The following is a 13,646-nucleotide window of genomic DNA, read 5'->3' as shown; positions in this document are numbered from 1 at the left end:
ACTTTCGTGCCGCTAACCGGTCGCACGAAGCGAGCCAGAGATGTGTGGTGCCGGCTGAGGGGATTGAACCCCCGACCTTCGGTTTACAAAACCGCTGCTCTACCGCTGAGCTAAGCCGGCCCGGTCGGCCAGATGCGGTTACCAGTCACACGCGGCGAGGGCAAGATCGGGAACCACTTGCCCAAAGAAAAGCCCCGCCTCGAGGAGGCGGGGCTCGCACCTGTCGGCGATGGGCCGATCAGTTGTTGTCGTAGGTGAGGATGTCGCGATCCTTGGTCTCGGGCACGAAGAGCATGCCGATGACGAAGGTCATCATCGCGATCACGATCGGGTACCAGAGGCCGTAGAAGATGTCGCCGGTGCCGGCCACCATGGCGAAGGAGGTCGCCGGCAGCAGGCCACCGAACCAGCCGTTGCCGATATGGTAGGGCAGGGACATGCCGGTGTAGCGGATACGGGTCGGGAAGAGCTCGACCAGGGCGGCGGCGATCGGGCCGTAGACCATCGTCACATAGATGACGAGGATCGTCAGGATGCCGATGATGGTCAGCGACTGGGCGTTGAACAGCGCGTTCATGAAGCCGGTCTTGACGATTCTGGCGTCGCCCGCCGCGGGATAGCCGGCGGCGACCGCTTCCTTGGCGATGTTGGCGGCGAAGCCGGCATCGATTGCGACATCCTTGCCGTTGACCGTGACCTTGGCTGCGGTGCCGGCCGGGGCCGGGACCTGGGTGTACTGGATCGCCTGCGAGGCGAGCGTGCGGCGGGCGACATCGCAGGGCTGGGTGAAGGTGCGCACGCCGACCGGGTCGAAGACCGAGCCGCAGGTGGCCGGATCGGCGACGACCTGAACCTTGACGTTCTCATGGGCTGCCGCGAGGCCGGGATTGGCAGCCTTGGTGAGCGCGCCGAAGAGCGGGAAATAGGTCAGCGCCGCGATCAGGCAGCCGGCCAGGATGACGGGCTTGCGGCCGATCCTGTCCGAAAGCGAGCCGAACAGGATGAAGCCGCCGGTGCCGAGGATCAGCGACCAGGCGATCAGCACGTTGGCCGAATAGAGATCGACCTTCAGGATGCTTTGGATGAAGAACAGGGCGTAGAACTGACCGGTGTACCAGACGACGGCCTGGCCGGCAGTGAGGCCGAACAGCGCCAGCAGGGCGATCTTCGCATTCTTCCACTGGCCAAAGGCCTCGGAAAGCGGTGCCTTCGAGCCGCTGCCCTCTTCCTTCATCTTCTTGAAGGCCGGGGATTCCTGCATCTGCAGGCGGATCCAGACGGAGATCGCCAGCAGGAAGATCGAGGCCAGGAACGGAATGCGCCAGCCCCAGGCGGTGAATTCGGCCTCACCCATGGTGGTGCGGATGCCGAGAATGACGATCAGCGAAAGCAGCAGGCCGAGCGTCGCCGTGGTCTGGATCCAGGAGGTGTAGAAGCCGCGACGGCCCGGAGGCGCATGCTCGGCGACATAGACCGCTGCGCCGCCATATTCACCGCCGAGCGCCAGGCCCTGCAGCATGCGCAACGCGATCAGGATCACCGGTGCGATCCAGCCGATCGAGTTGTAGCTCGGCAGCAGGCCGACCAGGAAGGTCGAGGCGCCCATGATCACGATCGTGACGAGGAACGTGTATTTGCGGCCGATGAGATCACCCAGGCGGCCGAAGAACAGCGCGCCGAAGGGGCGGACGAGGAAGCCGGCGGCGAAGGCGAGCAACGCGAAGATGGCGCGCGTATTCGGATCGAAGGCCGAGAAGAAATGCGCGCCGATCATCACGGCGAGCGAACCGTAGAGATAGAAGTCGTACCATTCAAAGACGGTGCCGAGCGACGAAGCGAGAATGACGCGCTTCTCTTCCTTCGTCATGGGGCGTCGCGTCGCCGCAGCCCCCGATGTCTGTGCTGCCATGCTCATGGCGTTCTCCCCTGAATAATGCCCGGCATCGGGACTATCCCCCGGGCCGCCCGTTTCCCTGTGGCTCGATTTCTTGCGACACGATGCCACTGCCTGCCGGGTGAAGTTTCGCTTGCACTGATCCGGCAATTGCTCAGGAATGCGCTTGCACGAAACGTTGTGCAATCAAGCACTTGGTCTTGCATCGTTCGACGTAAGACTTAAGGCGTAGGGGCCTTGCCCATTTGCCTGTGCGATGGATTTTCCCTGATTGGCAGTGCGGCGCTGACCGTCCTATAGTCGGCACGAGGCCGAGTTGATGCGGGGAAAGGGAGCGCGCCGATGCCGCGCATCCATGCAACATTGCCGCTTCTGGGATTCATCGTTTTCCTGAGTCCTGCCCACCCGGCTGCCGCGGGTGGGTCAGGCAGGGTTTTCGCGCCAGCTGCGCCGCCCTCGTTTGCGCCGCGAATCGCGCCTGGCTTTCGGCACCTGGCGCGCCAGAACGGTCCGATGTTCCGGCGTGATCATGCCAGACGCTTTCTGGGCAATCCGGGGTTCATCGGCGGCCCGTGGTACTCCCCCTCCGATTCTGGCCGCGACACCGTGATCCTGCAGAAGCGTGAGTCGGAGCGGACCGTCGATCGCTCGCTCGATTACACGCCGGTGGTGGTGGGTATTCCGCGCTCGCCGACGCCCGAGCCGGTGATCTACCGGCTGGAAGGTTCGCGCCAGCGGCCGGTCGTGCGCATCATCCGCGTCGGCGAGCAGGGAGGCTATGCCCGCGACGAGGAAAGCGCGCGCATCCGTAATGTGCCCCGGCGCTGAGCGTCAGCGTCGGCGGCTCGCAGCGTAGAGCGCAATCGCGGTGGCGTTGGAGACGTTGAGGCTGGTGATCGCGCCCGGCACTTCCAGCCTTGCCAGATGATCGCAGAGATCCCGGCTGCGTTGGCGCAGGCCTTTGCCTTCCGCGCCCATCACCATGACGAGCGGCCGCTGCAGCGCGATTTCGTCGAAGGCAGTCGCTCCCTCCGAGTCAAAGCCGATTCGCTGGAAACCGCGCTTGCCGAGCTGGTCCAGCGCGTCGCCGAGATTGCGCACCGCGATCAGCGGAACATGCTCGAGCGCGCCGGATGCCGATTTTGCCAGCACGCCGGTTGCTGCCGGAGAATGGCGAATCGTGACGATCACTGCGGCAGCGCCGAACGCGGCGGCCGAGCGCATGATGGCGCCGACATTGTGCGGGTCGGTGATCTGGTCGAGCGCGAGCGCGATCGCGTCGTCGGGCAGGCTGTCGAGATCAGGCGAGGGCAGGGGATCACAGACCAGATAGAGGCCCTGGTGCACGGCATCGGGAGTGAGCAGGCGGTCGATCTCGGACGGGCGGACCAGCTCGGGTTCGAGCGGCAGCGCGCCGATCTCTTCGCTCAGCCGCTTCAGGGCGTTCTCCGTGGCGAGAAGGCGTCGAAAGCGCCGGTTGGGATTGCGAAGTGCCTCGATGACCGGATGGACGCCGTAGAGCACGGCCTCATCGATATCGCCGGGCCGGTGTAGCGGGGGACCGGCATCGCGGTCGCGGCGTGCGAAGGGCTTGCTGCCGGGCCTGGCCGGCTTGGGGCGGAACGGCGCGGGCATGGGGGACCTCCGAAGCGTGACGGCCCATGCCCTGCCATGGCGGGCGGCGCTTTGCCAGCCCGGACGACGGATTTTCGGTGTCGTGCAGCAGCGGGCGCTGTCGCGGGCAAGAGGGATTGAGAGGGAACGGAATGGTCAGGACCGAGGATATCCAGCGTTTCGTCGTGATTACCGGTGGCCCTGGTTCCGGCAAAACGACGTTGATCGAGGCGCTCTCGCAGCGAGGATTCGCGACGTCTCCGGAAGCCGGACGCGCCATCATTCGCGATCAGGTGGCGATCGGAGGGCAGGCATTGCCCTGGGCCGATCGCCAGCTCTTCGCGGAACTGATGCTGGGCTGGGAATTGCGTTCCCATCAGGCTGCGAGGGAGCGGGCCGGCCAGGTCATCTTTGATCGAGGGGTTCCCGATGTCGCGGGTTATCTCAGGCTCTCGGGGCTTGCCGTTCCAGCGCATGTGGACAACGCGGCAAGACGGTTCCGCTACCGAAGCGAGGTCTTCATCGCGTCGCCCTGGCGCGAGATCTTTGGGCAGGACGAGGAGCGCAAGCAGAATTTCGCCGAGGCCGAGCGAACCTATCAGGCGCTGGTCGCGGCCTATGACGACTATGGCTACCGGCTCTGCGAGCTGCCGCGGTGTGGTGTCGAGGAGCGTGCGGATTTCATTCAGGCCCGGATTGCCAGCGCGTTCTGAGGCTTGGGCCATGCTGGCGGCAAGGAAGCAGGTTGGGGATGGATACAAGGAAACGTGGGTGAACGGTTTTTTGCCGTTGACACGCCGGAGCCCGGTCACCATAAGTCCGCCCGCACCTGTTGCCCGTCACGAAAGTGAAACAGGCGCTTGGACAACGCTGCTTCACGGCGCGCGTCCACGACACGGCGGGGGAATGTCCCGAGCGGCAAAGGGGGCGGACTGTAAATCCGCTGGCTATGCCTTCGCAGGTTCGAGTCCTGCTTCCCCCACCACCGTGTCCTGTCTATGTTGATGTCGCCGTTCAGGCGGTGTCGCACCCGGCGCGGGTGTAGCTCAATGGTAGAGCAGCAGCCTTCCAAGCTGAATACGAGGGTTCGATTCCCTTCACCCGCTCCAATATTCTCGCCTCAGAATGGCGAAGAGCCCGCTCGGGCAATCCGGACAGGTCGGATAAGTGGCGTTCCTGCCTGATCGGCGCCGGCGTCAAGATCAGCATGGACGGCAAAGGTGCCTGGCGCGACAACGTCTTCGTCGAGCGCCCCTCTCGATCGGTAACATATGAAGAGGTCTATCTGCGCGCCTATGGCGGCGTGTCCGAGGCTCGCGCCTCGATCGGCTGGTATCTGACCTAACGGCCGGAGGCGAACCAGCTCTCCAGCTTGCAAGCTCGCCACAAATTCGTCGGCCAATCGCCTTTGCTTCTGCGCAGATTAGCCTCGATCTCGGCTGATTGACGCCATGAAGGTAAACAATCTTCCGGCCGCCTCGTACCGTTTTGGTACATGACGCTCCCCCCCGTGGCTATCGCTCACGGCACCTAGAGAGAGGGAAGACCGCCTTGGCTCGCTTCGCGCATGATACGCATCAACGACACGACAACCATCACCAGCACGGTGATCACAATCCGCCCCAACCGCCCGAGACGCCCACTCCCCCCACCTCATCTGCTCCGGAATTTTCGGATCTCGGTGCCACGTTCAACGACGCGACCCGCGCGCTCGTTGGCGGCCTATGGCAAAACGCAATCGAGGAAGGCGGCCAAGGCCATGGCAGCGTGGTGCGATATGTGGACGACCTCAAAGCGGTGGAGAGCGGTCTCCAGTCCGAGATAAAGGCAGGTCAATTTTCCGGCGACACGCTCACGCATATCCAGACGGTCTTGTCCGACATCACGACCGCGCTTTCGGCAGCGACAGCATCCGTGAATGGCGGCGGATCATTCGGCAGCGTTGCAAATGCCGAGACCGCGCTGCGTGCAAGCCACCTCGACATCCTCGATATCGTCAATAACGATCACACGCTTTCGACCTTGGCCACGCAGAATGGCGCGACCGGATTTCTCGCTGCACCGGCGACGCTCCCCGACGGTGTGACTGCCGCGACAGCGCCTCATGCCACCCTGGCCGAGATCGGTGCCATCTTCAACGATGCGGCCAATCGCATTCTCGGCGGTGTCAATTCGGACAACAAGGCGATCATCACAAGTGACATGAACGCCGTCGTCAGCGGCCTCAAGCATTTGATCGACGCGCAGCCCGCGCAGTTCGAGGGTCTCACCGGCATTCATGCCGACACCGTCATGAGGCAGGCGCAGCTCGAAATCACCTATATCAACCGGGCGGGCATCGACCCGGACGCCGGCCGGGGCAGCAACGACAATATCCTGGACATGATCGATATCATCCAGGGCGATGCAAATCTGGCTGGTATGGCCAGCCAGGGAGGCGTATCGGGCTTTTCCCAATTTCCTGACGCTCTCAATCCAACCCCGAGATATCAGGACAATGCCGCTCAAACGGCATTCTGGGCAAACTTCATTGCTCAAGGCAACACGCTGGGCCAGCGGGCAGAACAACTCGTCGGATCGGGCGATACACATGCGATCAATGCCCTGATCAGCGAGTTTCAAACCTTCGAGAAGAACGCAACCAAGTTCGATCTGGCGCAGGGTGGGATCTTCGGGGCACGCTTCGACAATGAATTGACACCGAGCAGCACGCTCGGGGCCGAAGTCGATGCGATGGTCAAAGGTCTCAAGACCGGCGATGCTGCCCTGGTCACGGCAGCTGCCGAGGTCATCCACGACAATGCTGCGGACGTGGCCGGCAACAACATTCCGATAACCGGCGGCCATTTCAATCCGGATGGTCTGACTGTGGCCGAAGTGCTGTCGACGGCGGTCACTGCGCCAGCGACCGCAGCCGCTGAACCGAAACCGACGCCGACACCTCCGGGGACGGTCGCTGACGCTGCCCCGGCTTCGTCACATGATCATGCGACAGCCGACATCCATCATTCACCGATTGTCGATACAGCACAGCATTTCCATCACATGTGGGGATGACATCGCGCGAGCAGGCTTCCAACTCCTGGTTCATCCATGGCGTTGGAAGCCGGCTCGGCCGATCGGCCGCAGACAGGCGGATGTCATTGTTGGCTCCCGAAAGCAGGGCTGACCCCGCCATTGCGTGATCTGATTGGCGCGGACGTCGAACGGCCGCGCCAACTCCAAAAGCGTCCCGTCGCCTTTCAGCGCCGGCAACGCCGCCTTCGCCTTGAAAGCCGGCCTTGTGGTTCCGGCGTGTCCGTCTCTCCTGCCTAAGCCGACCTGCCTTGGATTGCCCGAGCCGGCTCTGTGTCTCGCTCACGCCGGTCGCTTCATCGCGCCGCGCGGCTTGAGGGGAACTGGCGCATTCTTGCCGGAAAAAAGGGGCGGTATCGCCCGTCAAGCACATGTGATCGCCGACACGTATCGGCCGGACGAAAAGGCGCAGAAGAGGCATGAGTCTCGCTCAAAGCTACGGACCAGAGATATTTCGATCCGGCACGATGTCCGATGGTGGCTCGATACGGGCATCTGACGATCCGGTCGCACGCGGGTTGCGCGCCAGTGCGCGTCGCATGACTGGAATCGCCGTATTCAGCGGCGTGATCAATCTGCTGATGCTGTCTGGCTCACTTTATATGCTGCAGGTCTATGATCGGGTGATCCCGAGCCGCAACATCGCGACCTTGCTTGGTCTTTCGCTCGTGGTTCTGCTGGCCTATCTCGTTCAAGGCTATGCCGACGCGCTGCGCTCGCGCATGCTCTCCCGCGTCGGAACGCTGTTCGATGTCGGCCTGCAGGAAGCGATCCACACCGCGCTCGCCACGCTTCCTCTGCGGGGCGTGAAGCCCATCTTGATGCAACAGCCACTCCGCGATCTGGATCAGATCCGGGCGTTCATGTCGGGCATGGGGCCGACGGCGTTCCTGGACATGCCTTGGATCCCGATCTTCATCGTCGCCTTGTTTCTGTTCCATCCGGCGATTGGCATCACGGCCGTGCTTGGAACCGTTGCCATCATTGCGATGACTGTGTTGACCGAGCGCGTGTCGCGCGGCGCAGCCAGAGCCGCCATGGACAGCAGCGCGCAGCGCCAGGTCCTGGCGGATGCGACCCGGCAAAATGCCGAAGTGATCCGGGCGCTTGGAATGCAGGACCGGTTCACGGCGCGTTGGTCGCAGGCCAATGAACGCTGTCTGCTCGAAAATGGCCGGGCCAGCGACGTCTATGCCAATCTCGGATCAGCGGCGAAGGTTCTTCGCTACGTGCTGCAATCGGGGATGTTGGGCATCGGCGCCTATCTCGTCGTCACCGACAAGGCGTCGGGGGGCATCATGATCGCGTCATCGATCATGATGGGGCGGGCGCTTGCCCCCGTCGAGGTGGCGCTTGGCAGCTGGAAACAACTTGTAGCTGCGCGCCAGAGCATTGTCCGCTTGCGCGAAATCCTCAAGGTGACCGCTGGACCTCCGGCGCCGCCGGTGCTGCTCCCGCGCCCTTGCCGCGAACTTCTGGTTCAGGACCTCGCCGTTACTGCACCAGGCACGGATAAAGCGATCGTCTCGAATATCTCATTTTCGCTTACGGCGGGCATGGGATTGGCGCTTCTCGGCGCGAGCGCATCGGGAAAAACTTCGCTGTCGAAGGCTCTTGTCGGAATTTGGCCGGTCAGCAATGGCGTGGTGCGGCTTGACGGCGCAGCGATCGATCAGTGGCGCAACGAGGACCTGGGGCGTCATGTCGGCTATCTTCCGCAGGATGTGGCCTTGTTCGACGGCACCGTCGCAGAAAATATCTGCCGGTTTGAAGACCAGGCGACGTCCGATGCCATTTTGAAGGCCGCGCAGATAGCAGGTGTGCACGACATCATCTTGCGCTTGCCGGAGGGATATTCAACGCGCATTGGCGAAGGCGGCATGTCGCTCTCAGCGGGGCAGCGTCAGAGGATTGGGTTGGCGCGCGCGGTCTACCGTGATCCGTTCCTCGTCGTGCTCGATGAGCCCAATGCCAATCTTGATGCGGAGGGGGAAGGTGCATTGGCGCGCGCCATTCAGATCCTGCGTCGCGACAAATCCATTGTCATCGTCATCTCGCATCGTCCCAGCGCTCTCTCCGAGCTGAACATGGCGATGGTCCTCCACGAGGGCAAGACGGTTGCATTCGGCCCCCGCGACGAGATCTTTGCGCGCGTTCACACAACGAAGACCGTGGCAACGCGCCGATCTGCGACAGCGTCAAGCGCGAACCAGATTGGTCAGACACAAGTTGCCGAGGTCGTTCCCTCGTGAACCGGAGTGACCCTGCGCAGCGTCCGGCGCATCTCAGTCCGCCCATCGCACCTGTCGACCCGACGCCGTTGGCGCCTGTGCCAGCAGATGTCGCGTCGGCCAATGGATCTTAACGGAAAATGTTCCATATCGATACACCTCGATCGACTGTTCCGCCCAGGGAAAGCGACGCCGCGGCCACGCCGGCGAGTGACCGATCGATCGACAGGCGCCGCGCCGGGGTGACGGCGGGCACGGCGGATGCCTGGAATGACACTCTGGCCTCGCGGGTCGAACGCGCGTTCAACCGCGAGCTCAGGATTGGCCTTCGGGTTTTGATTGCCGGCGGAGTCTTGATCGGTGCGTGGAGTGCATTGATGCCGCTGGCCGGCGCGGTCGCCGTTCCCGGCAATTTGGTCGTTCAATCGAACGTCAAGGCGATCCAGCATCCGACCGGCGGAATTGTCGCGCAGATCCCGGTCCATAATGGTGTGCGGGTGAACGCTGGCGATCTGCTGCTGCAACTGGATGCAACCCAAGCGCGGGCGAGTCTCCAGGTGGTGAGCAAGCAGCTTGATGAATTCCGGGTTCGGATTGCACGGCTGATGGCCGAGCGCGACGCTCACGCGCAGATCGAAACTCCGCTCGAGATGGCCGCACGTTCGGGGGAGACCGGCGTCAGCGCGCTCCTGGCATCGGAAGAGTCACTGTTCAAGGCTCGTGCGAATGCGCGTCAAAGCCAGAAGGACTTGCTGCAGAGCCGTGTCGCGCAACTCGGCGAAGAGATTTCAGGACTCGATGCCCAGCTCAAGTCGAAGGCAAGCCAGCTGGAATTGATCGCGGGCGAACTCTCCGGAATCAAGACGCTGTATGACAAGAAGCTTGTGCCGCTGACGCGATTTACGACCCTGCAGCGAGAGTCCGCGCGCATCGAAGGTGAGCGGGGTCAATTGATCTCGGCAATCGCCGAGACAAAGGCAAAAATCGGCGAGGCCCAGCTTCAGATCGTGCGGATCGATCAGGACTTTCGGACCGATGTCGTGAAGGAACTCGGCGAAGCCCGAGGCAAGGAGGCCGAGCTCGTCGAGCGTGCTGTTTCCGCGCGAGACCTCCTCGACCGGATCGATATTCGTGCACCGACTTCGGGCATCGTTCACCAGCTTGCTGCGCACACGGTCGGCGGGGTCATTCGCGCTGGTGATACGGTCATGGAAGTCGTGCCGGATTCCGACGATCTGCAGGTCGAGGCGCGGCTCCAGCCCAACGACATCGACCAGGTGCGGTCGGGTCAGAAAGCGTTCATCCGCTTTTCCGCCTTCAACCAACGTGTGACGCCGCAGCTCACCGGTGTCGTATCGTATGTTTCTGCCGACATCAGCCGGGACCAGCAGACAAATGCGCCGTTCTTTACGGTGAGGGTCGCTCTTCCCAACGACGAACGTCGCCGGTTGGCTGGCTCGACGCTCGTTTCGGGGATGCCAGCGGAGGTCTTCATGCAGACCGGGAGCCGCACGATGATGAGCTACCTGCTGAAGCCGATCTCCGATCAGCTGCACCGTGCCTTTATCGAGCGCTGACACGTGGCCAGCTTGTTCGGAAGGCTTCGCTTTTTTCTAAGAGCGCACTAAGCATGGAAAGGGTACGCTGATCGGTCTGGACTTGCGCTACGTCATAACATCGCGCTCACATGGCTATCGAGATCGCGCTGCCGCGTAACCAGGTATAGATTCGATCTGTTGGCAGCGAAGCTGTTGAATATAGCTCGGAACAGGAGCCAGGACGATGCGAACGGTTCAACGGGCATGCCTGCTGATCGCCAGCGGGATTGTGTTGTCGGGCTGCCAGGTGACGCAAGAGAGGGCTGCGCAGCTCGCTCCTGTCTGCGCGATTCCGGTCAATCGAACAGTCCAATCCATGTACTGGCTTGAATGCCAGTCGGTCTATTCGTCCTCGGGCTCTTATGCGAAGCGCTATTAGGAACTGGCCGAGGGGCGGAGGCACACCGCCCGCCGACCTGCGCTGACCAGCCTGCCTCGTCGACTGGTGCCCGCCATGTCTGGTGGTGTCCCTCAGCCCTGACCCCGCACATTGCTGCCACCGGCATGTTCGCCTTCTAAGAGACTTGCGTCAGCGCGAGGATGGCGCGGTCGCGGCGTGTTTCGGCTCCTGCGGGATCTCCATTCGCGTGCAGTGGGTTTGCCTGCGGCCGGACTTTGCCCTGCACGCCGCTCGCCCCCGACGCGAATTCGGGTGGATGTTCAAGGCTCGCGATCTCGCCTAGTTCTTCTCGGCCCTTCCGCCGCACGGACACGCGCGCCGCATGACCCTGACCGATATCGCGACGAGAACCTACAACCACGGCTGGCGGCTCGACCCGATCATTCGCAGCCTGCTCGACACGGATTTCTACAAGCTGCTGATGCTGCAGATGATCCGGAGCTTTCATCCGGACGTGCAGGTCACCTTTTCCCTGATCAACCGGTCCCGCCATATCCGGCTTGCCGATCTCGTCGATGAGAACGAGCTCAGGGCGCAGCTCGATCATGCCCGTGGGTTGCGCTTCAGCAAGAAGGAATTGATCTGGCTCGCGGGCAACAGCTTCTACGGCAGGACGCAGATGTTCTCGCCGGATTTCCTGGCCTGGCTCGCCGAATTCCAGTTGCCCGAATACGAGCTCAGGCGGGTGGACGGGCAGTATGAGCTGCATTTCAGCGGTCCCTGGACCCACAGCACGATGTGGGAGGTGCCGGCGTTGGCGATCATCAATGAGTTGCGTGCGCGTCGGGTGATGGTCGGCCAGAAGCGCTTCTCGCTGGACGTGCTTTATGCCCGCGCCAAGGCCAAGATGTGGGCGAAGGTCGAGCGCCTGCAGCAATTGCCGGAGCTGCGTCTCTCGGATTTCGGAACGCGACGCCGGCACGGGCATCTCTGGCAGCGCTGGTGCGTCGAGGCGCTGAAGGAGGGGCTCGGGCCGCGCTTCACCGGCACGTCGAACGTGCTGCTCGCCATGGACAATGATTTGGAGGCCATCGGCACCAACGCGCATGAGCTGCCGATGGTGCTCGCTGCGCTGGCCGATAGCGACGAGGCGATGCTGGCTGCGCCCTACCGCGTGCTCGGGGAGTGGAGCAAGGTCTATGGCGGCAATCTTCTGATCGCATTGCCTGATGCCTTCGGAACCACCGATTTCCTACGGCGTGCACCCGATTGGGTTGCGGACTGGACTGGGTTCCGTCCCGACAGTGCCCCGCCAATCGCAGCCGGCGAGCAGATCATCGCCTGGTGGCGCGAGAAGGGGCGCGATCCGCGCGAAAAGCTGCTGGTGTTCTCGGACGGGCTGGACGTCGCCGCGATCGAACGAGTCTACCAGCACTTCGATGGAAAGGTGCGCATGGCTTTCGGCTGGGGCACCGATCTCACCAACGACCTCGTCGGCTGCTCGCCGGACGGCTCGCGCGCGCTCGATCCGATGTCGCTGGTCTGCAAGGTGACGCGGGTCAATGGCCGGCCGGCAGTGAAGCTCTCCGACAATCCTGAGAAGGCGTCGGGCGAGTCAGGGGAGGTTGCGCGCTATCGGCGGGTGTTCGGGGGGCACGCAGCCGTTTCGTCATGAGGCAAGCGGGCCCGGTCGCAGAGGGGATTTCTCCACATGCGCAATACCTTGGTTTAGCTGGTGCAATGGTTTCATGATCGTTAACGCCTGAGGTGCATTTCGCGCTGGGGGCATTGCGACATCATGATTCGACTTCTCGTTGTGGCCGTTCTGGGCGCGGCGCTTGCCGGCTGCGTTACGCCGGACCGGGGACTGACCTTCTCGGAGATACGCGATCTCAGGATCGTCGACGTTATCGTCGAAACGCCAAAGCCCGTCGACGCCCAGACAGCCATAGTCTGGCCGAAGGCTGGAATGGCCTATGCCGGTACGCAGATGCCGGCATCGACCCGTCCCGTTTCCCTAGGGCGTGATCCTGCCGGAGCGGGCAATGGGCCGACGCCGGAGGAGGCTGCGTGGGATGAGAAATTCATGGCTCTCAGCCGGAGCGCGGCTGCTCGGACGCAGATGTACAGCACGCTGGCGCAGATCACTCGCGACAGCTTCCGCAAGCGCTTTACGGAGCAGCCCTCGGGCAAGCACCCGGCCAAGCTGAAAGTCGTGGTCAAGTCGCTGGTCGCCCCGGGTGGGCAGGCGAGTTTCAGCGCGGACGTGATTGTGCTCGACGGGGTGAACGGGCGGCCGCTGACGCAATACCCGAACCTCGTCGGGGTCCGCGCTGCATCGACAGCGATGGTGCCGGCTACGCCCGTGGGAATCCTCATCGGAATTGCTGCGATCGCCATTGCCGACCAGATTCGTGGTGATCCGGCGTATGAGGCCATCGACAGTGCCTCTGCGTCGTTTTCCGGTTGGCTCCTGCGCGAGTAGCCGCGGCCGGGTTGTGGCGCTTTGGGAGCATTGAGGGGCTCGGCCGTGGCCGGGAGGCTTCCTGGCGAACAGATTCCGGTGCTGGCCGACTGAGGGCGGCGGTCTCGTGACCATGCCCTGAGCGCAGGACGCATGCGGTTGGGGCGGCGCGATGCGTGGCGGGCGTCATCTCGCCCGCCACAGCTTGCATCGACGCGCAAAACCCCCTAATGCGACCCCGTTTTCCGGCCGGGGATGGCCGTCGTCGAGGAAAAGGTGTCATGGCCAAAGAGAAGTTTGCGCGGACGAAGCCGCACTGCAATATCGGAACGATTGGTCACGTTGACCATGGCAAGACGTCTTTGACGGCAGCGATCACGAAGGTGCTGGCTGAGTCGGGCGGGGCGTCGTTCACGGCGTATGACCAGAT

10 protein-coding genes, 3 tRNA genes and 1 pseudogene are annotated in these 13,646 nt (G+C 63.0%); 11 read left to right on the top strand and 3 right to left on the bottom strand.

What is annotated here, in order from left to right; genetic code table 11:
- Positions 1-45 precede the first annotated feature (45 nt).
- Positions 46-120 (bottom strand) — tRNA-Thr (locus AB4099_RS00070).
- 118 nt (positions 121-238) lie between these two features.
- Positions 239-1,915, bottom strand: coding sequence for an MFS transporter (locus AB4099_RS00065; RefSeq protein ID WP_441476620.1), 1,677 nt, complete (start codon positions 1,913-1,915; stop codon positions 239-241).
- A 321-nt stretch (positions 1,916-2,236) separates the two neighbouring features.
- Between AB4099_RS00065 and AB4099_RS00060 the strand changes: the two genes are divergently transcribed.
- Positions 2,237-2,722: a hypothetical protein gene (locus tag AB4099_RS00060; protein WP_441476619.1), complete on the top strand. Its 486-nt coding sequence runs from the start codon at positions 2,237-2,239 to the stop codon at positions 2,720-2,722.
- A 3-nt stretch (positions 2,723-2,725) separates the two neighbouring features.
- On the opposite strand, the gene AB4099_RS00055 is transcribed toward AB4099_RS00060, so the two are convergent.
- On the bottom strand, positions 2,726-3,529 hold the full coding sequence (locus AB4099_RS00055; protein WP_441476618.1) for a TrmH family RNA methyltransferase: 804 nt from the start codon (positions 3,527-3,529) through the stop codon (positions 2,726-2,728).
- 131 nt (positions 3,530-3,660) lie between these two features.
- Here AB4099_RS00055 and AB4099_RS00050 point away from each other — a divergent pair, with 131 nt between their 5' ends.
- The 10 genes and pseudogenes from AB4099_RS00050 to AB4099_RS00005 form a co-directional block, all read left to right on the top strand.
- Positions 3,661-4,221 (top strand): AAA family ATPase, encoded by a 561-nt coding sequence (locus AB4099_RS00050; RefSeq protein WP_441476617.1) that lies wholly within the window; start codon positions 3,661-3,663, stop codon positions 4,219-4,221.
- Positions 4,222-4,408: 187 nt separating this feature from the next.
- Positions 4,409-4,493: transfer RNA gene (locus AB4099_RS00045), tRNA-Tyr, on the top strand.
- Between the two features lie 50 nt (positions 4,494-4,543).
- Positions 4,544-4,617: transfer RNA gene (locus AB4099_RS00040), tRNA-Gly, on the top strand.
- Between the two features lie 86 nt (positions 4,618-4,703).
- Positions 4,704-4,847, top strand: a pseudogene (locus AB4099_RS00035) (IS3 family transposase); the annotation flags it as partial.
- 212 nt (positions 4,848-5,059) lie between these two features.
- Positions 5,060-6,565: a hypothetical protein gene (locus tag AB4099_RS00030; protein ID WP_441476616.1), complete on the top strand. Its 1,506-nt coding sequence runs from the start codon at positions 5,060-5,062 to the stop codon at positions 6,563-6,565.
- A gap of 557 nt (positions 6,566-7,122) precedes the next feature.
- A complete protein-coding gene (locus AB4099_RS00025; protein WP_113514279.1) occupies positions 7,123-8,835 on the top strand; it encodes a type I secretion system permease/ATPase in 1,713 nt (570 codons plus the stop codon).
- 119 nt (positions 8,836-8,954) lie between these two features.
- Positions 8,955-10,391 carry an HlyD family type I secretion periplasmic adaptor subunit gene (locus tag AB4099_RS00020; protein ID WP_441476615.1) on the top strand — a complete coding sequence of 479 codons (1,437 nt, stop codon included), beginning with the start codon at positions 8,955-8,957 and terminating at the stop codon, positions 10,389-10,391.
- 743 nt (positions 10,392-11,134) lie between these two features.
- Positions 11,135-12,427 (top strand): nicotinate phosphoribosyltransferase, encoded by a 1,293-nt coding sequence (gene pncB / locus AB4099_RS00015; RefSeq protein ID WP_113514283.1) that lies wholly within the window; start codon positions 11,135-11,137, stop codon positions 12,425-12,427.
- A gap of 123 nt (positions 12,428-12,550) precedes the next feature.
- On the top strand, positions 12,551-13,237 hold the full coding sequence (locus AB4099_RS00010; RefSeq protein ID WP_441476614.1) for a hypothetical protein: 687 nt from the start codon (positions 12,551-12,553) through the stop codon (positions 13,235-13,237).
- 260 nt (positions 13,238-13,497) lie between these two features.
- Positions 13,498-13,646: GTP-binding protein (locus AB4099_RS00005; RefSeq protein WP_441471810.1), on the top strand; the 149-nt coding region annotated here is incomplete at its 3' end.

This window comes from Allobosea sp. 2KB_26 (assembly GCF_052115715.1).
Lineage (GTDB): Bacteria > Pseudomonadota > Alphaproteobacteria > Rhizobiales > Beijerinckiaceae > Allobosea.
This window is presented reverse-complemented; position numbering and strand designations above follow the sequence as displayed.

What these genes read in the sequence shown, in the direction of transcription:
- AB4099_RS00065 (WP_441476620.1), bottom strand. Translation starts at nt 1,915, where the DNA reads ATGAGCATGGCAGCACAGACATCGGGGGCTGCGGCGACGCGACGCCCC.
- AB4099_RS00060 (WP_441476619.1), top strand. Translation starts at nt 2,237, where the DNA reads ATGCCGCGCATCCATGCAACATTGCCGCTTCTGGGATTCATCGTTTTC.
- AB4099_RS00055 (WP_441476618.1), bottom strand. Translation starts at nt 3,529, where the DNA reads ATGCCCGCGCCGTTCCGCCCCAAGCCGGCCAGGCCCGGCAGCAAGCCC.
- AB4099_RS00050 (WP_441476617.1), top strand. Translation starts at nt 3,661, where the DNA reads ATGGTCAGGACCGAGGATATCCAGCGTTTCGTCGTGATTACCGGTGGC.
- AB4099_RS00025 (WP_113514279.1), top strand. Translation starts at nt 7,123, where the DNA reads ATGACTGGAATCGCCGTATTCAGCGGCGTGATCAATCTGCTGATGCTG.
- AB4099_RS00020 (WP_441476615.1), top strand. Translation starts at nt 8,955, where the DNA reads ATGTTCCATATCGATACACCTCGATCGACTGTTCCGCCCAGGGAAAGC.
- pncB (WP_113514283.1), top strand. Translation starts at nt 11,135, where the DNA reads ATGACCCTGACCGATATCGCGACGAGAACCTACAACCACGGCTGGCGG.
- AB4099_RS00010 (WP_441476614.1), top strand. Translation starts at nt 12,551, where the DNA reads ATGATTCGACTTCTCGTTGTGGCCGTTCTGGGCGCGGCGCTTGCCGGC.